This is a genomic window from Kitasatospora griseola (assembly GCF_044999035.1).
Lineage (GTDB): Bacteria > Actinomycetota > Actinomycetes > Streptomycetales > Streptomycetaceae > Kitasatospora > Kitasatospora griseola.
Map to the genome: position 1 here is coordinate 5204364 of NZ_CP173360.1, position 23545 is coordinate 5227908.

18 protein-coding genes are annotated in these 23545 nt (G+C 74.3%); 10 read left to right on the forward strand and 8 right to left on the reverse strand.

The window, feature by feature from the left end; translation table 11 throughout:
- Positions 1–165: 165 nt before the first annotated feature.
- Entirely contained in the window at positions 166–951 is a 786-nt protein-coding gene (locus tag ACI1MP_RS23720) for an ABC transporter ATP-binding protein (protein ID WP_380344058.1), read from the forward strand.
- A 16-nt stretch (positions 952–967) separates the two neighbouring features.
- Positions 968–3526: an ABC transporter permease gene (locus ACI1MP_RS23725; protein ID WP_380344056.1), complete on the forward strand. Its 2559-nt coding sequence runs from the start codon at positions 968–970 to the stop codon at positions 3524–3526.
- 60 nt (positions 3527–3586) lie between these two features.
- Here the strand turns inward: ACI1MP_RS23725 and ACI1MP_RS23730 are convergent, their stop codons facing one another.
- The gene (locus tag ACI1MP_RS23730; RefSeq protein ID WP_404869421.1) at positions 3587–3880 is read right to left on the reverse strand and encodes a hypothetical protein; all 294 of its coding nucleotides are present in this window, start codon (positions 3878–3880) and stop codon (positions 3587–3589) included.
- Positions 3881–4028: 148 nt separating this feature from the next.
- On the opposite strand from ACI1MP_RS23730, the gene ACI1MP_RS23735 reads away from it, so the two are divergent.
- Positions 4029–5951, forward strand: a complete 1923-nt coding sequence (locus tag ACI1MP_RS23735; RefSeq protein WP_404869422.1) for a hypothetical protein — start codon at positions 4029–4031, stop codon at positions 5949–5951.
- Positions 5952–5958: 7 nt separating this feature from the next.
- Here the strand turns inward: ACI1MP_RS23735 and ACI1MP_RS23740 are convergent, their stop codons facing one another.
- Positions 5959–7419 carry an LCP family protein gene (locus ACI1MP_RS23740; RefSeq protein WP_380344047.1) on the reverse strand — a complete coding sequence of 487 codons (1461 nt, stop codon included), beginning with the start codon at positions 7417–7419 and terminating at the stop codon, positions 5959–5961.
- Between the two features lie 104 nt (positions 7420–7523).
- Here ACI1MP_RS23740 and ACI1MP_RS23745 point away from each other — a divergent pair, with 104 nt between their 5' ends.
- Together ACI1MP_RS23745 and ACI1MP_RS23750 are read left to right on the forward strand one after the other, a co-directional pair.
- Positions 7524–8567 (forward strand): glycosyltransferase family 2 protein, encoded by a 1044-nt coding sequence (locus ACI1MP_RS23745; RefSeq protein WP_380344045.1) that lies wholly within the window; start codon positions 7524–7526, stop codon positions 8565–8567.
- 65 nt (positions 8568–8632) lie between these two features.
- Positions 8633–9250 (forward strand): acyltransferase, encoded by a 618-nt coding sequence (locus ACI1MP_RS23750; protein ID WP_380344043.1) that lies wholly within the window; start codon positions 8633–8635, stop codon positions 9248–9250.
- A 5-nt stretch (positions 9251–9255) separates the two neighbouring features.
- Here the strand turns inward: ACI1MP_RS23750 and ACI1MP_RS23755 are convergent, their stop codons facing one another.
- The gene (locus ACI1MP_RS23755; protein ID WP_404869423.1) at positions 9256–10923 is read right to left on the reverse strand and encodes an LCP family protein; all 1668 of its coding nucleotides are present in this window, start codon (positions 10921–10923) and stop codon (positions 9256–9258) included.
- A gap of 140 nt (positions 10924–11063) precedes the next feature.
- Positions 11064–11852, reverse strand: a complete 789-nt coding sequence (locus tag ACI1MP_RS23760) for a TIGR03089 family protein (RefSeq protein WP_100590236.1) — start codon at positions 11850–11852, stop codon at positions 11064–11066.
- Between the two features lie 119 nt (positions 11853–11971).
- Between ACI1MP_RS23760 and ACI1MP_RS23765 the strand changes: the two genes are divergently transcribed.
- Positions 11972–12886: a DNA-3-methyladenine glycosylase family protein gene (locus ACI1MP_RS23765; RefSeq protein WP_380344038.1), complete on the forward strand. Its 915-nt coding sequence runs from the start codon at positions 11972–11974 to the stop codon at positions 12884–12886.
- Positions 12887–13020: 134 nt separating this feature from the next.
- On the opposite strand, the gene ACI1MP_RS23770 is transcribed toward ACI1MP_RS23765, so the two are convergent.
- The 3 genes from ACI1MP_RS23770 to ACI1MP_RS23780 are packed head-to-tail and all read right to left on the reverse strand — an operon-like array spanning position 13021 to position 15895.
- A complete protein-coding gene (locus tag ACI1MP_RS23770; RefSeq protein WP_404869424.1) occupies positions 13021–14322 on the reverse strand; it encodes a coenzyme F420-0:L-glutamate ligase in 1302 nt (433 codons plus the stop codon).
- Positions 14319–15290 (reverse strand): 2-phospho-L-lactate transferase, encoded by a 972-nt coding sequence (cofD, locus tag ACI1MP_RS23775; RefSeq protein WP_100590233.1) that lies wholly within the window; start codon positions 15288–15290, stop codon positions 14319–14321. The genes ACI1MP_RS23770 and cofD overlap by 4 nt, the downstream gene beginning before the upstream one ends.
- 20 nt (positions 15291–15310) lie before the next feature.
- On the reverse strand, positions 15311–15895 hold the full coding sequence (locus tag ACI1MP_RS23780; RefSeq protein ID WP_380344066.1) for a cysteine dioxygenase: 585 nt from the start codon (positions 15893–15895) through the stop codon (positions 15311–15313).
- A 629-nt stretch (positions 15896–16524) separates the two neighbouring features.
- Between ACI1MP_RS23780 and ACI1MP_RS23785 the strand changes: the two genes are divergently transcribed.
- From ACI1MP_RS23785 to ACI1MP_RS23795, 3 genes are all read left to right on the forward strand, one after another.
- Positions 16525–16797, forward strand: coding sequence for a WhiB family transcriptional regulator (locus tag ACI1MP_RS23785; RefSeq protein ID WP_014136066.1), 273 nt, complete (start codon positions 16525–16527; stop codon positions 16795–16797).
- A gap of 196 nt (positions 16798–16993) precedes the next feature.
- Positions 16994–20857: a glycosyltransferase gene (locus ACI1MP_RS23790; RefSeq protein WP_404869425.1), complete on the forward strand. Its 3864-nt coding sequence runs from the start codon at positions 16994–16996 to the stop codon at positions 20855–20857.
- 6 nt (positions 20858–20863) lie between these two features.
- Positions 20864–22507, forward strand: a complete 1644-nt coding sequence (locus ACI1MP_RS23795) for a DUF5719 family protein (RefSeq protein ID WP_380344027.1) — start codon at positions 20864–20866, stop codon at positions 22505–22507.
- Between the two features lie 60 nt (positions 22508–22567).
- Here the strand turns inward: ACI1MP_RS23795 and ACI1MP_RS23800 are convergent, their stop codons facing one another.
- On the reverse strand, positions 22568–23014 hold the full coding sequence (locus ACI1MP_RS23800) for a metallopeptidase family protein (protein ID WP_043914243.1): 447 nt from the start codon (positions 23012–23014) through the stop codon (positions 22568–22570).
- A 34-nt stretch (positions 23015–23048) separates the two neighbouring features.
- On the opposite strand from ACI1MP_RS23800, the gene ACI1MP_RS23805 reads away from it, so the two are divergent.
- On the forward strand, positions 23049–23507 hold the full coding sequence (locus tag ACI1MP_RS23805) for a DUF3499 domain-containing protein (protein ID WP_083462510.1): 459 nt from the start codon (positions 23049–23051) through the stop codon (positions 23505–23507).
- Positions 23508–23545 lie beyond the last annotated feature (38 nt).

Sequence of the window (23545 nt, forward strand, 5' to 3'; positions counted from 1 at the left end):
CTCCGGACCCTCACCCCGCGGGGCGCAGACCCCTAGGGGAGAGGGTCCGGACCCCGGAGCGTTCCCCGGTGGCGGCGTTCGTCCCGGTGGAGGACGAAAGGGATCGGCGCAGCCGGGAGTCTTGAGGACATCGGGCGGACCCCACCCCACCTCAAGGAGCACGCAGTGACCACGGCAGCCAGCGCCGCGCACCTCACACCCGTTTCCGAACAGAACGACGTCGCGGCCCGGGCCCGGCAGGTGACCAAGGCGTACGGGACGGGCGAGACCCGGGTGACGGCGCTGAACGCGGTCGACGTGGACATCGAGCGCGGCCGGTTCACCGCGATCATGGGCCCGTCGGGTTCCGGCAAGTCGACCCTGATGCACTGCCTGGCCGGCCTGGACAGCGTCTCCGAGGGGCGGATCTGGATCGGCGACACCGAGGTCACCGGCCTGAAGGACAAGCAGCTGACCCGGCTGCGCCGCGACAAGATCGGCTTCATCTTCCAGGCGTTCAACCTGCTCCCGACGCTGAACGCGCTGGAGAACATCACGCTGCCGATGGACATCGCCGGCCGGAAGCCTGACCGGGCGTGGCTGGAGCAGGTGATCGACACCGTCGGCCTGTCCGGCCGACTGGGGCACCGGCCCGGCCAGCTCTCCGGCGGCCAGCAGCAGCGCGTCGCGGTGGCCCGGGCGCTGGCAGCCCGGCCGGAGATCATCTTCGGTGACGAGCCGACCGGAAACCTGGACTCCCGCTCCGGTGCGGAGGTGCTCGGCTTCCTGCGCCGCTCGGTGGACGAGCTCGGCCAGACCATCGTGATGGTGACGCACGACCCGGTGGCCGCCGGCCACGCGGACCGGGTGCTGTTCCTCGCCGACGGCGTGATCGTCGACGAGATGCACAACCCGACCGCCGACTCCGTCCTGTCCCGCATGCGCCGTTTCGACGGCAAGCGCACCAGCTGAGACGGGATCATCGACGATGCTGCTCAAGACCTCGCTGCGGAGCTTCCTGGCGCACAAGTGGCGCCTGGTGCTCTCCCTGCTGGCCGTGGTGCTCTCGGTCGCCTTCGTGGCCGGCACCCTGGTCTTCTACAACACCGCCACCAGCACCTTCGACCGGCTGTTCGCCGCCACCGCCTCCGACCTGTCGGTGCGCAAGGCGCAGGACGAGCTGACCGCCGACAGCCCCGGCCGGGCCTCGACCGTCCCGGTCGCCACCCAGCAGAAGCTCGCCGCCGAGCCGGGCGTCGAGGCCGCCGTCGGCAACGTCTTCTCCTCCTCCGCCACCCTGGTCGACCCGGCCACCAACAAGCTGGTCGGCCCGACCAGCGGGGCCCCCACGCTGACCGGCAACTGGACGGAGTCGCCGCGCAGGTCGGTGGACATCACCTCCGGCCACCAGCCGCAGGGCGCCGACCAGTTGATGCTGGACGCCGACACCGCCAAGAAGGCCGGACTCGGCCTCGGCAGCAGGCTCCGGGTGATCGCCGAGAGCGGCACCCACGACTTCACCGTCTCCGGCATCGTCACCTTCCGGACCACCAACCCCGGTGCGGCGCTGGCTTTCCTGGACACCCCGACCGCCCAGCGGGTGCTGCTCGGCACCGAGGCGTACACCTCCGTCGAGCTGTTCGGCGACGGCAGCCGCAGCAACGACGAACTGAAGGCCGCGGCGCTGGCCGACCTCGGCAGCGGCTTCGACGCGAAGACCGCCGCCGAGCAGCAGAAGGAGAACTCCGCGGGCGTCGGCTCGTTCCTGAAGTTCATGAAGTGGGCGATGCTCGGCTTCGCCTTCCTGTCGGCCGCCGTCGGCATCTTCCTGATCGTCAACACCTTCTCCATGCTGGTCACCCAGCGCACCCGGGAGATCGGCCTGCTGCGCGCCATCGGCGGCAGCCGGTCGCAGGTCAACCGCTCGGTGCTGGTCGAGGGCCTGATCCTCGGCGTGATCGGCTCCACGATCGGCATCGGCGCCGGACTCGCCCTCGCCGTCGGCATGATCCAGCTGATGCAGGCGACCGGGATGAACCTGGACTCCTCCTCGCTGCAGGTCACCTGGACCGTCCCGGTGGTCGGCTACGCCGTCGGTCTGCCGGTCACCCTGCTCGCCGCGTTCTTCCCGGCCCGCCGCGCCGCCCGGATCACCCCGATGGCCGCGCTGCTCGACCACGCCGCCCCGGCCGAACCCCGCGCCAACCGGATCCGGGCCGTGCTCGGCCTGGTCGTGACCGGTGCCGGCGTCGCCGCGCTGGCGCTCGCCGCGGGCTCGCCCGGCTCCACCGGCGGCCTGCTGCTCGGCCTCGGCCTGCTGGCCACCCTGACCGGCTCGGTGGTGCTCGGCCCGCTGCTGGTCTCGGTCCTGGTCCGACTGCTCGGCGGCCTGCTGCCCGCGCTGTTCGGCCCGGCCGGGCGGCTCGCCCAGCGCAACGTGGTCCGCAACCCGCGGCGCACCGGCTCCACCGCCGCCGCGCTGATGATCGGGCTGGCCGTGGTGATCGGCGCCTCCGTCGTCACCTCCTCGATGGTCGGCTCGATGACCTCCCAGATCGACAAGTCCGTCGGCGCCGACTACGTGGTGGACGGCGGCCACGGCGCCCTCACCCCCGCCATGATCGACGCCGCCCGGCGCACCAAGGGCCTCGACCACCTGACCGAGCAGCGCAACGTCCCCGCCGAGGTGACGCTGCCCGACGGCGGCACCCTGCGCACCCGGCTCGCCGTCTCGAACGCCGACTTCCTGCGTGACTTCCGGCTCCCGGTGGCCACCGGCAGCGCCGAGGCGGTGTTCTCCGGCGGCGGCATCTCGGTCGGCCAGGACTTCGCCGACGAGCACCACGTCGAGGTCGGCGACCAATTCGCCGTCAACTACGGCGAGGGCCGCACTCAGACCCTCAAGGTCGCCGCCGTCATCAAGACCGGCAACCAGCTGTTCGACCAGCGCTTCTTCACCGACAGCGACACCGTCGCCAAGGCGATGAACGGCCAACTGCCGCTCACCGGCGTGGCGTTCGGCACCGCGTCGGCCGGCGCGGACAAGGCCGCCGTGCTCGCCGACCTGCAGAAGTCGCTGGCCGAGTACCCGCAGCTGGTGGTCAAGGACCAGGCCGGCTACAAGGAGATGGTCAAGTCCCAGTTCGACCAGCTGCTTGCCATGGTCTACGGCCTGCTCGGCCTGACGATCGTGGTCGCCGTCCTCGGCGTGGTCAACACGCTGGCGCTGTCGGTGATCGAACGCACCCGGGAGATCGGCCTGCTGCGCGCCATCGGCCTGTCCCGCCGGCAACTGCGCCGCACCGTCCGCCTGGAGTCCGTGGTGATCGCCCTGTTCGGCGCCCTCCTCGGCACCGCACTCGGGCTCAGCTGGGGCGTCACCGCCCGCGCCGTCCTCTCCGAGCAGGGGCTGACGGTGCTGACCATTCCCACCGGAACCGTCGTCACCGTCCTGATCGGCTCCGTCCTGGTCGGCCTGGTCGCCGCCCTCGTCCCGGCCTTCCGCGCCGCGAGGATGAACGTCCTGGCCGCCATCGCCACCGACTGACGCACCACCGAACCACCCAGGCCCGCCCGGAGCACCCGCCCCGGGCGGGCCCGCGTGCTGTCAGGCCACGGTGAACCGGCTGTCGTTCCGCACCCCGAGCCGTGCCGAGACCGGCACCTGTGCCCCGTCCGCCACCGTCAGCTCGGCCGCCCCCGAGCCCAGCCGCGCCGCCCGCTGCCCGCGGTACCGGAACCACACCGACACCACGTGCGGCCCCGCCGTCACCGACACCCGGTTGACGCCCCAACGGGCCCGCGACTCCACGCCGTCCACGTCCACCACCGGCTCCGTCGCCATCCGGTGGAACCAGGCCGTGAACCAGTGCGGACGCACCTCGACCACCAGCACCGCCATCGCGGACACCCCTCCCGTCGACCGGTCCGAATCACTCCCCGTTCCAACGTAGCCCCATGACCGGTCGTCGGTGCCGTTCGGTGCAGCAGGAGTCGTTCCCCCACCTCCGGTGCGAGAGCCCCGGAAGGCGCCTGTAACAATCGCGCGCATGTCGGAATACCCCGTGCCCCCACTGCCCGCCGCGCCCGCGCTGACGCTGGCCGCCGCCGACCAGTGGCGGGCCGCCCGGGTGTGGCGGCGGCTGCACAGCCGCTGGCTGGCGCTGCTGCCGGTGGCGACGGTGGCGCTGGCGATCGCGCTCGACCGCACGCCCGACCGGTGCGACTCACTGCGGGCCTGTACCGCGCCGTACGCCGAGAGCGCCGCGCCCGCCGTCCTGCTGGTGGAATTCCTGGTGCTGCTGCTGCGCCGGCGCACGAGCTTCGTGGTGCCGGCCGCGGCAGGCCTGCTGCTCTGGTTCCTGCCGAACGCGCTGCCGGGCCCCTGGCTGCCCGCCGTCGCCTGCGTCGCACACCTGCTGGCCGCCGCTGCGCTGTACCGGACGGAGGCCGGCAGGCGCCGCGCCGAGGCCCAACTGGCCACGTTGATGGGCCCGCCGGTGTCGTACCCGTGGACGCTGCGGGGCGGCGACTCCCCGCTCGACCTGCCGCCGCTGCCCTGGGTGCGGCAGATCCTGGCCGCCCTGTTCGGGGCGGTCGCGGTGGTACTGCTGGCGGTCGGTGTGTGGCAGACCGAGGACAGCACCGACCGGGCCGCCCGCGCCGACCGGGTGTGGGGCACCGTGCGCAGCGTCGACGGCGGCGGCGACAGCGCCACCGTCGAGTACCGGCTGCCGCACGAGTACCGGACGCTGACCGCCGAGGTGGACGGCGAACGCACGGTCGGCGAGGAGGTCCCGCTGCTGGTCGACGGCACCGGCTGGTACCGGGCCGCCGACGAGCGGCAGGACTCCGCCCCGTGGTGGCTCGGCGTCGGCGCGGCCGGCACCTTCGCCGTCCTGCTGGTCCTCTCCGCACGTCGCACCACCCTGGCGCGCCGAACCATCGGGGACGCCGCTCCCGCCCTCCGGGTCCGGGTCCGGCGGACGGCGAGCGGCGTCCTGGAGGTGCTGCCGGTGGACGGCGGCGACCGCGAGGCCGGCCTGTGGCGAGTGATGCCGTTCGGCGACGAAACCGCCCAGTACGCGCCCGCCGATCTCGACAACCCGGCCGCGTGGATACCCGATCCCGGCGCCGATGACGACGACGACGATGACGACGACGAGGACGAGGACGACGAGGACACGCCGGTCGCCCCCGTCGAGGCCGACGCCCCCGTCGAAGCGCTGCTCTACCACTGGACCGGCCGCAACCGGCTCGTGGTGTTCCGCTCCCCGGAGGCGCCGCACAAGTGGACGGCCGCCCGCGCCGTCGTCCTCGCGGCACCGTCCGGGCGGCACCGCGACGGCGACCCGCGCGACGAGGCGGCGCAGGTGAAGGCCCAGGTCGCCCGCCACCTGGCGGACGACCGCGCCGAACAGCCCGACGGCCGTCCTGAACCGGCCCGAGTGTTCGGCCTGCCCACCGCGCTGCGCTGTGCGGCGGCCCCCGTCGCCGCCGTGCTGCTCGGCGTGGTGATGAACTACCTCGCCGAGCAGGGCGGCCTGGTGGACGGCCTGATCCGCCCGCTGTTGATGGGAGGCGGGCTCCTGGTCGTCGTGCTGGACGGGTTCGGCTGGCAGCTCGCGGTGGACCGCGACGGCGTCGCCCTCAGCGGCGTGCTGCGGGTGCGCCGGGCGAGTTGGCAGCAGCTGACGGCGGCGGCGCTGCACAGCGGCCGCGTCACGGTGCGGTACCGCAGCCGGCCGCTGTTCGGCTTCGCCGCCGGCCCGGCCCGCCTGCTGCACCGACACTTCGGCGGCGAGTTCGACCCGCAGCAGGTCGCCCGCACCGTCACCGCGCTCGCCCAGCGCCCGGAGCGCCGACCGCTGACCGCGCTGCCCGAGGGCGCGGTCGGCGCGACGCTGTGGCTGAACCGCCTGGTGCTCGCCGGGTACCTGGTGTGGGCGGTGGCCCAGTACCTGCTGCGCTGACCGGCTGTCAGGCCGGGCAGCTGATCTCGCTGCCGCTCTCCGCCCCGGCCACCGGGCCGTCGCTCGCGGCGGCCGGTTCGGGTGCGGCGGCGGCCGGGCTCCGGTAGTCGCTGCCCGCCACCACCTGGAACGTCGCGCCCAGGTTCGGGACCTTGACCAGCTCGGCGTCCGGCAGCGCGGCGGCCAGCGTCTTCACCGACTCGTCCCAGTGCGGGTCGTAGCGGATCACCGTGCGGGTGGCGGCCGGGCCGTTGCCGGGCGCGTTGGACGGGGTGCCGGTGGTGGCGAACCCGGCCTTGCGGAGGTCCTCGTCGACCCGGTTGCCGAGACCCTGCACGCCCGCGCCGTTCAGCACCTGGACCCGTACCTGGTCCGGGGGAACCGTTCCGGCAGCCGGCGCCGTCGAGGGGGTCGTCGCGGCCGGGGCCGGACCGGTCAGCGGGCGCCCGGCCCGGAGGGCGTCGAACAGCGCCTTCGCGCCCTTGTCGTCCCACAGCACGGTCGAGCCCCAGCCCTGCACCGGGTGGTCCACCGAGGACAGCGGCACCGTCGCGAAGTCCGCATTCGACGCCGACAGGTCCTTCAACCGGGCCGCGAAATCCAGTAGTTCGGCGTTTCCCAGACCCTTGTCGACCTTCACCGAGCGCAGCACGGTGTCCATCACCCCGGTCAGCCTCGCCGGGTTGAGCAGGGTGCCGCCGGAGGACGCCTGGTGCAGCAGCTGCGCCAGGAACTTCTGCTGACGGTGCATCCGCCCCAGGTCCGAGGAGCCGTCCACGTGCCGGGCCCGGACGTAGCGCAGCGCCCCCGCGCCGTCCAGCCGGCTGGTGCCGGCCGGGAGGTCGAGGCCCGAGTAGTCGTCCCGCAGCGGCTTGGGCGTGCAGACGTCGACGCCGCCGAGGGCGTCCACGGTGGAGACGAAGCCGAGGAAGTTCACCTCGATGTAGTGGTCGATCCGCAGCCCGGTGCTCTGCTCCACGGTGCGCACCGCCAGCGGCGCCCCGCCCATCCCGTACGCGGCGTTGATCTTGCCCTTGGCGGCGGCCACCTGCTTGCCGGAGACCCGGTCCTGGTGCGCCGGGATCTCCACGTACGAGTCGCGCGGCACCGAGATCACGGTGGCCCGGCCGTGGTCGGACAACTGGACGATCATCATGGTGTCGGTGCAGTGGCAGGACTCGCCGCCCGCGTGCAGGACGTCCTTCAGGGTGGACTCCGAGATGCCCTCCCGCTCGTCGGTGCCGACCACCAGGAAGGTCGACGCCCCGTCGTCCGCGGGCCGGTCCGGGCCGCCGCCGATCGCGTCCACCCGGCCCAGCGAGGAGCCGACGCCGTTCAGCACCGCCCAGCCCGCGCACGCGGTGGCCAGCACCGAGCAGGAGAGCGCGCCCGCCACCCAGAGCCCCCAGCGCCGACGACCCGTCCGACGGGATCCGGACAGGCGTTCGATCGGGCGGTGAGCAGGCATCTTCCGGATGCTAGGCGCTGCGGCCCGCCGCACCCGGGCGGCGCGCCGGACCGGGGCCGACCCGGGCCGACACCCGCCGGTCCGCGCCGGTACGCTCGGGCACGATGAACACCAAGGCTGCTGAGGAGCTGCCGGCGGTCTCCGTGATCATGCCGGTGCTCGACGAGGAACGTCACCTGCGCACTGCCGTCCACCGGATCCTGGAGCAGGAGTACGACGGCGAACTGGAAGTGGTGATCGCACTCGGCCCGTCCACCGACCGGACCGACGAGATCGCCGCCGCCCTGGTCGCCGAGGACCCCCGGGTGCGCACCGTCCCCAACCCGACCGGCCGCACCCCCGCCGGCCTGAACGCCGCGATCCGGGCCAGCCGGCACCCCGTGGTGGTCCGGGTGGACGGCCACGGGCTGCTGACGCCCGGATACATCGCCACCGCCGTCCGGCTGCTGAACGAGATGGACGCCGCCAACGTCGGCGGCATCATGCACGCCGAGGGCGAGACCGAGTGGGAGCGGGCCGTCGCCACCGCGATGACCTCGAAGATAGGGGTCGGCAATGCGGCCTTCCACACCGGCGGTCTGGCCGGCAAGGCCGACACCGTCTACCTCGGGGTGTTCCGCCGCGAGGTGCTGGAGCAGCAGGGCGGCTACAACGAGGAGTTCGTCCGCGCCCAGGACTGGGAGCTGAACTACCGGATCCGGCAGGCCGGGGGACTGGTCTGGTTCACCCCGCAGCTGAAGGTCACCTACCGGCCCAGGCCGACCCCGCGCGCCCTCGCCAAGCAGTACAAGGACTACGGCCGCTGGCGTCGCGTCGTCACCCGCTACCACCGCGGCTCGGTCAACCTGCGCTACCTGGCGCCGCCGGCCGCCCTGCTCGGCGTGGTCGGCGGCCTGGTGCTGGGCGCGGCGCTGCACCCGGTGTTCCTGGTGCTGCCGGGCGGCTACTTCGCGGCGATCGTCGCCGGCGGCCTGGCGGAGGGGCGCGGCCTGTCGGCCAAGGCCCGGGTGCAGGTGCCGCTGGCTCTCGCCACCATGCACCTGAGCTGGGGCTTCGGCTTCCTCACCTCGCCGCGCAAGCTGGCCCGCAAGGTGATCGCCTCCACCTCGCCCGCGCCGATCGACCCGGCCGCCGCCACCGGCGCCTGACCGCCCGTCAGGGACGGTCCCCGGAAGCCCGGACGGGGGCCGTCCACCCGCGCTAGGGTCGCGCCATGACGAGCAGCGACCCCAGGATCGAGGCCACCGCCGACGTCGACCCGCGGGCCACCGTCGGCCCGGGCAGCACCGTCTGGCACCTCGCCCAGGTCCGCGAGCACGCCGAGATCGGCGCCGAGTGCATCATCGGACGCGGCGCCTACGTCGGCCCCGGCGTGAAGCTCGGCGACCGGGTCAAGCTCCAGAACCACGCCCTGGTGTACGAGCCCGCGGTGCTGGAGGACGGCGTCTTCGTCGGCCCCGCTGCCGTCCTCACCAACGACCTGTACCCGCGCTCCGTCGACCCGGACGGCCGGCTCAAGCGCGGCGACGACTGGCACGCCCGCGGCGTCACGCTCCGGCAGGGCTGCTCGGTCGGCGGCCGGGCCGTGCTGGTGGCCGGTGTCACCGTCGGCCGGTGGGCCCTGGTCGCGGCCGGCGCGGTGGTGCACCGGGACGTCCCCGACTTCGCGCTGGTCGTCGGGGTGCCCGCCCGCCGGATCAAGTGGGTCGGCCGGGCCGGCGAACCGCTGGAGCCGGCCGGCGACGGCCGCTGGCGCTGCCCGCGCACCGGCGAGCAGTACACCGAGACGGGCCCCGACATCCTCGTCCCGGACGCCGAACTCCCTTCCTGAACCGGCTATTTGAACTTCGACGCGCACACGTTGGTGTCGTCCGCGCGGACCCGCTGGAGATCCTTCGGGGCCCCGGTCGGCGACGCCGACGGCGTGCCCGTCCCGACGAAGTCCGCGCCCAGCACCACCGTCACGCCCGCCGACCGGCCGCCGGCCCGCAGCGCCGTCGCAGGCAGACCGAGCGCCGCGGCCACCGCCTGCGCCCGGTCCTCCTGGCCCGCCGGATAGGACACCGAACCGGTCGGCCGGGCCTCCGTGTTGCTGCCGGTGACGGCCAGCGTGAAACCCCTCGCCCGCAGCAGCGACACCGCCCGCCCGGCCTGCCCGGGCGTCCCGGTGCCGTTGCGGACCGTCACCCGCACCGCCTCGGCGTCGATCGGCGGCGGCTCCGAGGCACTGGCCGACGGCGTCGGGGCGGTCGGTGGGGCGGTCTCGGTCAGCGAACGGTCGGCGGCGATCATCGCGAACAGCTGCTGGGCGTCGCCGGGCTTGAGGACCAGCCGGTTGCTGTCCGTCGGGTCGTCCAGCACCGGCACCGTGGTGAAGGTGATGTTCCGGGTGTTCACCCGGGAGACGTCGAGCGCCAGGTCCTTCAGCCGGTTGACGTCGTCGATGGCGCTGTCCACGGTCAGCGCCTTGGTGGCGGCGTCCGCCAGGTTCCACAGCTTGGCCGGGCTGGTCAGGGTGTCGCTGCTCTTCATCTTCCGGATCATCGAGCTGATGAACTGCTGCTGCAGCGGAATGCGGGTCAGATCGCCGCCCAGGCCCACCGCATGACGCGTCCGGACGAACGCCAGCGCCTCCTCGCCCTGCACCACGTGCCGTCCGGCGGTCATCCGCAGGTGCGAGTACGGGTCGTCGATGGCGGTGGCCGCGCACACCTCGACGCCCCCGACCGCCGTGGAGAGCGATTTCACCGCCTCGAAGTTGACCATCATGAAGTGGTCGATCCGGACGCCGGTCAGCTTCTCCACGGTCTTCCACGTGCAGCCCGGGTCCCGCCCCTCCTGGCCCAGGCTGGTGTTGAACATCGCCCGCGCCGAGCCGGGGATCCGCTTCTCCCCGCTCCGGCAGTCCGGGACGGTCACCATCAGGTCGCGCGGGATCGACAGCACCGTGGCGTTGCTGCGGTCCTTGGAGATGTGGAACAGCAGCGTGGTGTCCGCGTGCCCGGTCGACCCCTCGTCGCCGTAGTCCCGGCCCAGGCCGACCCGGCTGTCGGTGCCGATCACCAGCAGGTTCAGCGCGGCGTTGCCCGCCCGAGGCCGCTCCGACTCGTCGCCGACCTGGACGTTCACCGAGGAGATGTTCCGGTTCAGGTGCCGGTACACGTAGAGCGCGCCGCCGCAGCCCGCCACCAGCACCAGGCCCAGCGCGCCCGCCGCCCAGGTCAGCAGCCGTCGCCCGCGCACCACCCGGCTGCGCCGCCGCGCCGACCGTCCGCCCGCCGCCGCACTGGCGCCCGCCCGCCCGGCCGGCCGGGCCCGCGGCACCTCGGCCGCTGCTCCGGCCCGCGCTGCTCCGGCCTGCGGCACCCCGGCCCGGCCTTCGGAGGCCCGCCGGGCCGCGTCCGGGCGGAGCCGGAACTCGCCGGTCTCCGGGTCGAGCACCCACTGGTCGGCCGGATCGGCGTCCGGCTGCCCCGAGTCGTCCGAGCGGTGTCCGCTGTTCATCCGGGCCACCCTAGACGAGCCCGGTCGGCGAACCGCCCGGCTCCGAGCCGCCGTCACCCGGCGGAGCGGCGGGAAACGACAACGGCGCGCCCCACCCGGCCGGTTGACCGGGCGAAGCGCGCCGCACAGGGCCTGAACGCTCAGCCGAGACGCAGTGTCACTCGTTCGGATTCGATCCGCTGCTGCCACTGACGATCCGTCAACTCGCCGGAGTTCCGGCACAGCACGACCGACGCCCCGGCCGCCAGCGGCGCCAGCAGACCCGCCTCCAGCCCCGCCCAGTCGTCGAACGACAGCGTCGACAGAACGCGGCTCCCGCTGTCCAGGCCCAGCCGGGCCGCACCCTCCCGGGCCAGCGCCACCGCCTGCTCGCCCGTCAACGTCAACGCCAGCCCGTCCACCGCGGTCTCCAGCGCCACCGCCTGCGGATCCACCGGCGAGTACGGGGCGAACCGGTCGCCCTGCCCGGGCACCTCAGCCGCGTAGTCCAGGAACCCGTCCGGCCGCTGCGGGAACCGGCCGCCCAGCGGACGCAGCGCCAGCGCCACCCGCTCCCCGGGGCACTCCTGCGCCGCGGCCAGGCCGTCCGGACCCGACACCACCAGATCCGCGTCCTTCGGCTCACCGGCCGGCACCGCGACCACACCCACCGACCAGCACGCCAGCAGCCACACCGCACTCTGCCAGTGCGCCGGCAGCAGCAGCGCCGCCCGGTCGTCCGGCGAGGCGTTCAGCTCGTCCTGCAACAGGTTGGCCGTCTTCGCCACCCAGTTGTCGAAAGTCTTCGCCGACAACTCCACCCGTTCCCCGGTCGAGTCGTCGTAGAAGGTCACCAGAGGGCGGGACGGATCGGCACCGGCCCCGGCGCGCAGGTAGGCCTGCAGCAGCTCGGCGGGGGTGCGGGCGTCGGCAGCGAAAGGCGCAGTCATGGTGCGCCCCAGCCTACGTCCTGTGCCCGGCCCGACGGGAGGGTGCCCGCCCGTCCACCCGCTCCGCCGCGTTACCCTCGCAGACGCGCCCGCCACCCGCACACCCCCGAGGAACCCCGATGCCAGAGCTGACCCGACAGTGGCGGCCCGGCTACCCCCTCGACCTCGGCCGCACCCTCTACCCGCTGCAACGCGGCACCGGCGACCCCGCCTTCCGCCGCGACCCCGACGGCACCGTCTGGCGCGCCTCCCGCACCCCCGACGGCCCCGGCGCCCTGCGCATCAGGCCCGACCGAGACGAGATCGCCGCCACCGCGTGGGGCCCCGGCGCGGACTGGCTGCTCCGGCAGCTCCCCGCCCTGCTCGGCGCCGAGGACGACCCGGCCGGACTCGTCCTCCCGCCGGGGCCGCTCCGCGACGCCCAACGCACCTGCCCCGGGCTCCGGTTGACCCGCACCGGCCTGGTCCTGGAATCCCTCGTCCCCGCCATCCTGGAGCAGAAGGTCACCACCGGCGAGGCCTACCGCGCCTGGCGCACCCTGCTCCGCGACCACGGCACCCCCGCCCCCGGCCCCGCCGCCGACCTCGGCATGCGGGTCGCGCCCTCCGCCCGCGACTGGTCCCTCGTCCCCAGCTGGGCCTGGCACCGCGCGGGCGTCGACCCCAAACGCTCCGCCACCGTCCAACGCGCCGTCCGCCTCGCCGCGAAGCTCGAAGCCGCCTCCGCCATGCCCTCCGCGGACGCCTTCGCCCGCCTCACCGCCGTCCCCGGCATCGGCGTCTGGACCGCCGCGGAAACCCTGCAGCGCAGCAACGGCGACCCCGACGCCGTCTCGGTCGGCGACTTCCACCTCCCCAACATCGTCGGCTGGGCCCTCGCCGGCCGCCCCCGCAGCGACGACGCCCAGATGCTCACCCTCCTGGAGCCCTACCGGCCCCACCGCCACCGCCTCTGCCGCATCCTCCCCCTCACGGGCGCCCGCCCCCCGAAGTACGGCCCGCGACTCACCCCGAACGACCACCGGGCGCGGTAATCAGGGGCCCGGGGTGCGCATCAAGGGGCCCGGGGAACGGCGGGGCCAAGTCTGCGGAGGGTCAACAGGGCGCTCTGCGTTCCGCCGTTTCGGGTCCCCGTCCTTGACCCCGCCCCGCTGTTCCCGTGTTCTCTCTACCTGACCGTCAAAAAATCGTCCGCCGTCCGCGCCTGGCGCTCCTTCGGCCCTTCCGCCGCCCGCCCCACGGCGATCGCGCCCATGGGGTCCCAGTCCGCGGGGAGGTCCAGGACGTCGCGGACGGTCTCGCGGCAGAACATCGTCGAGGACACCCACGCGGAGCCGTACCCCTCGCCGGTGAGGGTGACCAGCAGGTTCTGGACGGCGGCCCCGATCGCGACCGTGAACATCTCCCGCTCCGCGCCGGCCCGCCGCTCGTCGGGGTAGTCGTGCGACCCGTCCATCACCAGGCAGGGGATCACCAAGTACGGCGCGCCGCGCAGTACTTCGCCACGGGCGGTGCGCCGCGCGATGCGCTCCTCGGGCCAGCCGTCGAGCTCCCGCAGGTCGCGCTGCCAGGCGCCGAGCATCGCGTCCAGGAGCCGGGTCCGGCTCTCCGCGGTTTCGAGCAGCACGAAGCGCCACGGAGTGGTGTGGTGCGGGGCCGGGGCGGTTACCGCCGCGGCGACGGCGCGGCGGATCGCTCCGCCGTCCACCGGTTCGTCGGTGAAACTGCGGACCGTCCGCCGCAGCGTGACGGCCTCCCGGATCGCCTCCGAGGTGCCCAGCCGGAACATGTCCTCGGCCGCGGGGCGGATCATCGTCGCGGCCCCGCCCCCGTCCTGCGCGGTGACCAGGTGGGGCAGCCCGCGGACGACGGCGACGGGTGTGCCGGTGGCCTTGCCCTTCACCAGGTCGGCGGCGGCGGCGAGTTCGTCGGCGGTGGCGGTGACGGTCAGGTGCAGCTGGTTGCCGTGGCTGTCGGTCCGGCCGCGGTGGTCCTCCAGGGCCGGCAGGCCGGCGGCGCCGATGGCCACGTCGGTGAGCCCGTTGCGCCAGGGCCGCCCGAAGGTGTCGGTGACCAGGACGGCCAGCCGACGGCCGGTCAGTTCCTGGAGCCGGGCGCGAAGGCGGCGCGCGGACGCGTCCGGGTCGACGGGCAGCAGCAGGACGGTGCCGGGGGCGGTGTTGGACGCGTCGACGCCCGCGGCGGCCATCACCAGACCGTTGCGGTTCTCGACGATCCGGGCCCGGCCGCGCCGGGCGACCACCCGGACGGTCTCGGCGTCGATCGCGGCTTCGCGGTCCTCGGCGTGCACCAGCCGGCCCTCGGCCTTGGAGACCACCTTGGAGGTGACCACCAGGATGTCGCCGTCCTCGAACTCGCCGGCCTTGGCGATCAGTTCGGCGAGGTCGTCGCCCGCGGCGATCTCCGGCAGCCCGGTGACGGGGAGCAACCGCAGCCCGTCGGCGGTCACTTGGCGACCTCGGCGGCCAACTCCAGCGCGGCGCGGGCCATCTCGGCGGTGGCGTCGAGGTCGGTCATCAGCAGCGGCACGGCCCGGCAGGCGATCCCGGCGGCCTCCACCGCGGCGACGGCGGCGGCGTCCGAGGTGTCGACCAGCCAACCGTCCAGCAGCCCGCCGGAGGCGCGCGAGCCGTAGTGCTCGGCGACGGCGGCGGCGGAGGTCTCCACGCCGACGGCGGCGAGCACCTTGTCGGCCATGCCGCGCACGGGCGCGCCGCCGACGATGGGGGACAGGCCCACCACGGGGGCGCTCGCGCCGGCCACCGCCTCCCGGATGCCGGGGACGGCGAGGATGCTGCCGATCGACACCACCGGGTTCGACGGCGGCAGCAGGACGAGGTCGGCCCCGGCGATGGCCTCCAGCACACCGGGCGCGGGCTTCGCGGCGTCCGCGCCGACCGGGATGATCGCCTCGGCGTCGACCGCGGCGTGCAGCCGCACCCAGTACTCCTGGAAGTGCACCACCCGCGGCCCGTCCGCGTCGGTGATCCGGACGTGCGTCTCCACCCGGTCGTCGCTCATCGGCAGCAGCCGCACGCCCGGCTTCCAGCGGGTGCACAGCGCCTCGGTGACGGCGGACAGCGGGTAGCCGGCGTCGATCATCTGGGTGCGGACGAGGTGGGTGGCGAAGTCCCGGTCGCCGAGCCCGAACCACTCGGGGCCGACGCCGTAGGCCTTCATCTCCTCCTTGATCGACCAGGTCTCGTCGCGGCGGCCCCAGCCCTGCTCCTCGTGGATGCCGTCGCCGAGGGTGTACATCACGGTGTCCAGGTCGGGGCAGACCTTGAGCCCGTACAGGTGGATGTCGTCGCCGGTGTTCCCGATCACGGTGATCTCGTCGGAGGGCGAGACCGCCGCCCGCAGTCCGCGCAGGAACCTGGCCCCGCCGATTCCACCCGCCAGTGCAGTGATTCGCATGGCTTCATCCTGCCAGCGCGTCAGTGCACCCGGTGACGGTCCCGCCGGGGCGCGGCCGGGTACTGGTTCATCTCGACCAGGCCGGGCGTGTACAGGTGGACGGAGACGGCGGGCTCCAGCGCGGCGTTGACCATCTCGTGCAGGTGGCCGGTGGCGAACACCCGTACGCCGCCGGGGCCCAGGGCGCGCGAGCCCTCGCCGTCGGCCGTCAACGCGCGTTCGGTGAGCTCGCCCTGAAGGACCGTCATCACACCGGCCGAGGGGCCGTGGTCGTGGAAGCCGCTGGACTGGCCGGGCAACCAGCTGAGCAGCCACACCTCGTAGCCGGGGCCGGTCTCCAGCCGGGCGTACCAGCGGGTCAGCGCGTCGTAGCGGACCAGCGGCTCCCAGCGGGCGCGGTCGGCGGCGATCTCCCGCACCAGCCGGGCGTAGCCGGCGACGGTGGTGGGGTGGCCGGGCAGGTCGGTGCGGGCCAGGTGCGGGAAGGCCGTCGGGTCGCCCGCGATGGACACGTCGCTCAGGCCGTCCGTCCAGCGCGGGGCCGCGGCGGGCCGGGGGAGGGGCAGGTGCTTGCGGTCGCGGTTGCGCTTGCGGAGGCGGGGCATTCGCACGGGGTGACGTCCTCGGGTTCGGCTGCGGGCAAGGATCAGCCGGATCCGCGAGAGCGTTCAGGGGGGACTGTCGCGCGGTCGGCCTCTGTTCCGGGGCGGCGCGCGGTGGGACGCGGGCGCCTAGATACAGCGGAGACAGCGGCAACAACACGAGGAGTTCGCGGCAGCGCCGAGGAGCGCCTGGCGGCGCCGGTCGGAGAAGAGGGCCGGGAACTCGGACATGCGGGCAAGCAGACCGCAACCGACCCTCCAGTGTCAAGGAGCCAGGTCGGACATTCGGGTCACATCGCCCTGGAACCACCGGATGGGGTGATAAACGCCCATTCAGGTTTGGATGGGAAGATCATGGGGAAGAGACGCCGTGAGATCGCCTCGGACCGGCGCGGCCGGGTGTGATCGGACGGACTGACGGCAGGTCAGGAACCTGGTGGGATGTCCAGGTTGTCCGGATATGTACACTATTCGTAGTGGCTTGGTTCCGGGGAGTGAATCCTTGGCCCAATACCAGAGCTCGGCTTGACTGGGCCAGAGTGACGCAACTGTAATTTCTCTCGTGTCGTTCCGCCGCACCGGCAACGGCAACACCACGGGGACGCCAAGAGGGGCAGAGGAGGCGCGCCAGAATGAGCGAGCTCTTTGAGCTGTTGATCGGTGAGGGCATCGAGGAAGACGAAGAGGAACTCGGCTGGCAGGAGCGCGCGTTGTGCGCCCAGACCGACCCCGAGTCGTTCTTCCCCGAGAAGGGCGGATCCACCCGGGAGGCCAAGAAGGTCTGCCTGGCGTGCGAGGTCCGCGCCGAATGCCTGGAGTACGCCCTCGCCAACGACGAGCGGTTCGGCATCTGGGGCGGGCTCTCCGAGCGCGAACGCCGCCGACTGAAGAAGAGCGCGGTCTGACCTCCCCCGCAGACCTCACCCGTGCCGGCGCCCCACCGACAGGTGGGGCGCTTTCGCATGTCCGCAACAGCCGGGCCGGCAGCGCAGATACCCGTTGCACCGTCTCTTCACACCACCCGGGACAACCGGGCCACCCGGAGCCGTTAGTGTGGTGCGTCATCTGCCGTCAAACCCGAACCGGTGGTCCGCGCACCTGATGACCGTCTACAGCCACCAGAGCGGCTTCTCCGCTGCCAGGCCACCCGCCTATCCGCGCCATCTGGTCACCGCGGTGATCGTCTCGCACGACGGTGCCCGCTGGCTGCCCCAGGCACTCGCCGGGCTGCTCGGCCAGGACCGGCAGGTCCAGCGCATCCTCGCCGTCGACACCGGCTCCACCGACAACTCCCCGCAGCTGCTCGCCGACACCCTCGGCGACTGGCTCCCCGACAGCGGCCCGCAGATCCTCGGCCGCCGGGTCGGCTTCGGCCGCGCCGTCGGCGAAGCCGTCTTCAACAGCCCGCCGCTGCGCCCCGAGGACCTCACCTACAGCCTCGACCCGTCCGGGTACGACCCGGTCACCGGCGGCTGGGACGACTTCGGCGACCCGCTCGCCCACGAGGACGACCTCGGCCGCGGCGGACCGCGCGAGACCCGGCCGGTCGAGTGGCTCTGGCTGCTGCACGACGACTGCGAACCGCAGACCGACGCCCTGCGCCGACTGCTCCAGGTCGCCGACTCCACCCCGACCGCCGCCGTGGTCGGCCCCAAGCTCCGCTCCTGGTACGACCGCAGGCAGCTGCTCGAAGTCGGCGTCAGCATCGCCCGCTCCGGCCGCCGTTGGACCGGACTCGACCGCCGTGAGCAGGACCAGGGTCAGCACGACCAGGTCCGCCCGGTGCTCGCCGTCTCCACCGCCGGCATGCTGGTCCGCCGCGACGTGTTCGAGGAACTCGGCGGATTCGACAAGGCGTTGCCGCTGATGCGCGACGACACCGACTTCTGCTGGCGGGTCAACGCGGCCGGCCACCGGGTGGTGGTCGCGCCCGACGCGGTGCTCCGGCACGCCGAGGCCGCCAGCCGCGAACGCCGCGCCATCGACTGCGGCCCCGCCCACCCGCACCGGGTCGACAAGGCCGGCGCCGTCTACACCCTGCTCGCCAACTCCAAGGGCGCGCTGTTCCCGTACGTCCTGCTCCGGCTGATCCTCGGCACCATCACGCGGGTGATCGCCAGCCTGGTCGGCAAGGACCCCCGGCAGGCCTACGACGAGATCGCCGGCCTCGGCCACGAACTGCTGCGCCTGCCACGGCTGATGGCCGCCCGGGCGCGCCGCCGCAAGACCCGCTCGGTCGACTCGCTGGACGACCGGACGCTGTTCCCCGCGCCCGGCGCCACCGTCCGGCTGGCCGTCGAGAACGTGGTCGGCTCGCTCGGCATCGGCGGCGGCGACGACGCCGGCGCGGGCCGGCACGGCTCCGTCGAGTCCGGCCCCGGCGAGGACGACACCGACGACCTGGTGGTCGAACAGTTCGCGCTGCTCAAGAAGTTGGTGCGCCGACCCGCCCCGGTGCTGTTCGCCGCGCTGCTGCTGTTCGCGCTGGTCGCCTGCCGCAACCTGATCGGCTCCGGCTTCCTGCAGGGCGGCGCGCTGCTGCCCGCGGGCGACGGCGCGGCCGGGCTGTGGAACATGTTCGCCGACCCCTGGCACCCCGTCGGCACCGGCTCCACCGCCACCGCCCCGCCCTACCTCGGCGTGCTGGCCGTCCTCTCCTGGCTGCTGTTCGGCCACGCCGACCTGGCGCTCACCCTGATCGTGGTGCTGTCCGTGCCGCTCGCCGCGGTCAGCGCCTACCTGGTCTCCCGGCCGCTGATCGCCTCCAAGCTGGTCCGCGCCTGGGCCAGCGCCACCTACGCGCTGCTGCCCGCCGCCACCGGAGCGCTCGCCCAGGGCCGGATCGGCACCGCGGTGCTCGCCGTGCTGCTGCCGCCGCTGGCCCGCGCCGCCGCGATCACCGCCGGTCTCGGCATCCGCAAGGAGACCGCCGCCAAGGGCGCCCGCCCCGGCTGGCGCTCCGCCTGGATGACCGTGCTGATGCTCACCGTCATCACCGCGTTCGTCCCGTTCGTCTGGGCCATAGCGGTGCCGCTGTGCCTGGCCGCGCTGGTCCACGCGGTGGTCCGCGGCGGCGCGTTCGGTTCCGGCGTGCAGGCGGTGCGGCTGCTCGGCCTGCGGGTCGCGGTGATCCTCGGCGTGCCCGTGCTGGTGCTCGCGCCCTGGTCGATCGAGGTCCTCACGCACCCGTCCCGGCTGCTGCTGGAGGCCGGCGTCCCCGGCTTCAGCGGCCCCGCCGCGGACCCGCTCGGCCTGGTGCTGGTCAACCCCGGCGGCGCCGGCGTCCCGCCGGTGTGGCTGTCGGCCGGCGTGGTGCTGTCCGCGCTCGCCGCCCTGCTGCGCGCCGACCGCCGCCGCGCGGTGCTCGCCGCCTGGGGCGCGGCCGCCGCCGGACTGGTCTTCTCGGTCGTGGTGGCCGGCACCACCGTCACCCCCGCCTCCGGCGGGTCCGACACCGCCGCCTGGGCCGGCCCGGCCACCCTGCTGGCCGGTGTCGCGCTGCTGGCCGCCGCCGCGATCGGCGCCGACGGCGCCAACGCCCGGGTCTCCGGCATCGCGTTCGGCTGGCGGCAGCCGGTCGCCGCGCTGGTGCTGGCCGCCGCCGTGCTCGCCCCGGTCGGCACCGCCGCCTGGTGGGCGATCGTCGGCGCCGACGGCCCGCTGCGGCGCGACACCGCCGCGCAGGTCCCGGCGTTCATCGCGGAGGCCGGCGACACCACCGACCGCTCCCGCACCCTGATGGTCACCGGCGACGCCGACGGCGCCGCCATCCGCTACACGCTGGTCCGCGGCGCCGGCCTGACCACCGGTCAGGCCGAGGGCACCGTGGACGCGGCCGCCGATCAGCAGCTCGGCCAGGTCACCGCCAAGCTGCTGGCCGGTTCCGGCGGCGACCTGGCCCGCACGCTGGCCGGGTACGGCGTCAGCTACATCCAGGTCAAGGACCCGGTGATCGGCAAGGTCCGGGACGTCCTCGACACCACGCCGGGCGTGATCCGGCTCAGCCTCGACCACGGCATCGGCCTCTGGCAGGTCTCCGCCGTCCCCGGCAGCCGGGCCCAGATCGTCAGCCCCGGCACCGTCCCGGTGGTCGTCCCGTCCGGCGCCCACGACATCTGGACCACCATCCCGGCCGGCCCGGCCGACCGGCAGCTGCGGCTCGCCGAGCAGGCCGATTCCGGCTGGCAGGCCACCCTGGACGGCAAGCCGCTCAAGGCCGTCACCCTGGACGGCTGGGCGCAGGGCTTCCAGCTGCCCGCCGAGGGCGGCCGACTGGACGTCACCCGCACCGGCGGCCTGCTGCACACCGGCTGGGCCTGGGCGCAGCTCGCGCTCGGCGTGGTCGTGCTGGTGCTCGCGCTGCCCGGCCGGCGCAACCACAACGACGACGACCTGCCGGAGGAGGTGGTCGCCGCCCAGGCGCTGGCCGCCGCCGCGCAGGCCCAGGCCCCCGCGCCCGGCAGCCGCCGGGCCCGCCGGCTCGCCGAACGCGGCGAGGGCGGCGACGGCGACGACCCGCAGGCCGAGCCGGGCGTCTACACCGCCGGCGTCCCGGCCCAGCAGGCCGGCGAACCCGAGCCCGCCCCGGCCTACCGGGCCGAGCCCGAGCCGTTCGCCGACCCGTACCAGGCGGACCCGTACCAGGCCGACCCCTACCAGGCGGACCCGTACCAGCAGCAGGGCTACCAGTCCGACGGCTACGGCTACGACTACACCCAGCAGCAGCCGGTCGGCGCGCCCCAGCAGCCCGAGACGTACGACCAGTACGGGCAGCAGCCCGGCTACGGCTACGACACCCCGCCCGCCCAGGGCTGGACCGACCCCTACGCCGCCGGTTACCCGCAGCAGCAGGACGGGCAGCAGCAGGCCTGGCTGCCCGAGCAGCAGCAGCCCACCACCTACTACGACCCCAACGACCCCTACGGCGGCGGCCACCACCCGCAGCAGCCCGGGACGGGGAGCTGACCCGCGATGAAGAAGCCCACCCTGAAAGCTCCCAAGCTGAAGGCCCCGAAGCTGAAGGCGCCCGACCTGAGCGCGGTGAAGGGCGGCAGCCGCACCGGCCAGTCGCTGCTCGCCGGGGTCGCCGTGCTCGGCCTGGTGTTCGGCATCGCCGAGCTGCGCGCGCCCGCCGCCCCGGCGGCGGGCGAGGCCGGCAAGCGCACCACCACGCAGGTGGAGCGCACCGCGCTGGTCTGCCCGCCGCCGCTGCAGGGCGCGGTCGGCTCGACCGCCCTGACGCTGTTCAGCCCCGAGGGCGGCGCCGGCAGCGCGGGCACCGGCCTGCTCGGCGAGGTCACGCCCGACAACGTGCTGGCCGCGCAGAGCCCGGTCCGGCCCGCCGCGAGCGCCTCCGGCCAGCCGTCCGACGCGCCGTCGGGCGGCCCCGCCAAGCCCGCCGGGCCGGTGCTCGACGCCCGCGTCACGCTGGCCAAGCCCGGCGTCCCGGTCAGCGGTCCGGCCGCCAACAACGACAGCGCCCCCGGTACCTTCGCGATCGCCACCGGCAACCTCGCCCCCGGCTTCACCGCCACCCAGACCACCACCTCCGAGCAGGGCGCCGCGGCGCTGTCCGGCATCCGCTGCGCGCCGTCCGGCACCAGCTTCTGGTTCGCCGGCGCCAGCACCGCCGCCGACCGGTACGACTACGTCACCCTGGTCAACGCCGACAGCCTGCCCGCCGTGGTCGACCTGCGGATGTACGGCGACAAGGGCCTGATCGAGAACGACCTGGCCACCGGCCTCGCGGTCGCCCCCGGCACCTCGCAGCAGGTCCTGCTCAGCGGGCTCACCAAGGGCCAGGTCGGCGACCTCGCCGTCCACGTGGTCGCCCGCAGCGGCCGGGTCGGCGTCGGCGTGCACGCCCGCGACGGCGCCAAGGGCGCCGACTGGCTGGAGCCGTCGGCGGACCCGGCCGCCTCCGTCACCATCCCCGGCATCCCCGCGGACGTCACCACCGCCCACCTGGTGGTCGCCACCGACTCCCCGGACGACGCCGACCTGAAGGTCCAGCTGTCCGGCAAGAACGGCTGGTTCACGCCCGCCAACAAGGAGACCGTCCACGTCAAGGCCGGCATGACCGCCACCCTGGACTTCCAGTTCGCGGCGGAGTCCCGGGAGGGCGCCAGCGCGATCCGGCTCACCCCGTCCGACCCCGCCCACGCCACGCCCGTCGTCGCCGGACTGCGGGTCGACCGGGAGAACAAGGGCAAGACCGAGGCCGCCTGGCTGGCCGGCGGCGCCCCCGTCGGCACCCGGGCCTCGATCGCCGACAACCGGGCCGGGCAGACCGCCCTGCTGCTGACCGCCACCGACGCGGACGCGAAGGTCCGGGTCACCTCCTCGGCCGGCGCGAGCGGCGGCGCCCCGGCGAGCAAGGAGGTGGCCGTTCCGGCGGGCACCACCGTCACCGTGGACGGCATCGACCCGGCCGGCGTGAACGGGCCCTACGCGATCACCGTGGAGACCCTCAGCGGCGGCCCGGTGTTCGCGGCCCGTCAGCTGTCCGTCGGCGTCCGGGACATTCCCACCTTCACCACCCAGCAGCTGCGCGACGACCACGCCACCGTCCAGGTGCCGCAGGTCGCCGGCGACGCCGGCGTGGTGCTCAAGTAGCGCGGCACGCACCGACCGGGGCCCCGCGGCCCCGGTCGGGAAGGCCCCGGCCGGGAGCGCCTACTCCTCGCCGTACCGCGGGTCGATCGCGTCCGGCGACAGCCCCAGCAGCTCCGCGACCTGCTCGATCAGGATCTCGTGGACCAGCGCGGCCCGGTCCTCCTTCGACTTGGCGCGGATCTCCACCGGCCGCCGGTAGACCAGGATCCGGCTGCGCCGGCCCTTCGCGCCCGGGATCACCCGGCCGAGCGGCACCCCGTCCGGCTCCGGCTCGCCCTTGACCGGCAGCGGGACCTCCAGGACGGCGAACTCCACGTCCTCCAGCTGCGGCCAGCGGCGCACCAGCCGTTCCATCGACTCCCGGACGTAGTCGTCGAAGAGCTCGGACCGGGTCAGCGAAATGGGCACCTGCGGCGGCGCCAGCGGCCCGCGCAGGCCGCGGCCGTGCCGGTCGCGGTGCCTGCGGCGGCCGGGACCGGGCGGTGACGAGGGTGTCGAGCTCTCCATAGCAGTGTCGAGCGTAGTCCCTGGATGCCCGGAAGTGGACCACCCGAGCACGGCGCGTGACGGCTCCGGGACACGCGAGCCGGGGGCGGGTCTTCGCGGCCCGGTCCCACTTGCGGTACCGTCCACCCTCGTGAGCTCTGTACGTCGTTGTTCGCGGACCGCGTGCGGCCGTCCGGCCGTGGCGACGCTGACGTACGTCTACGCGGACTCCACCGCAGTGCTCGGCCCGCTGGCGACGTACGCCGAACCGCACTGTTACGACCTGTGCGCCGAGCACGCCGAGCGCCTCACCGCCCCGCGCGGCTGGGAGGTGGTCCGGCTGGCCGCCGAGGCCGGGCCGCTGCGCCGCAGCAGCGACGACCTGGAGGCGCTGGCCAACGCGGTGCGCGAGGCCGCCCGTCCGCAGGAGCGGACGACGCGTCAGGGCACCCCGCCGGACGGCGAGTCGGGCCGCCGCGGCCACCTGCGGGTGCTGCGCTCCCCGGACAGCTGAACCGGCCGACACCTCCGCGTTCCCCGGGCCGGGTACGC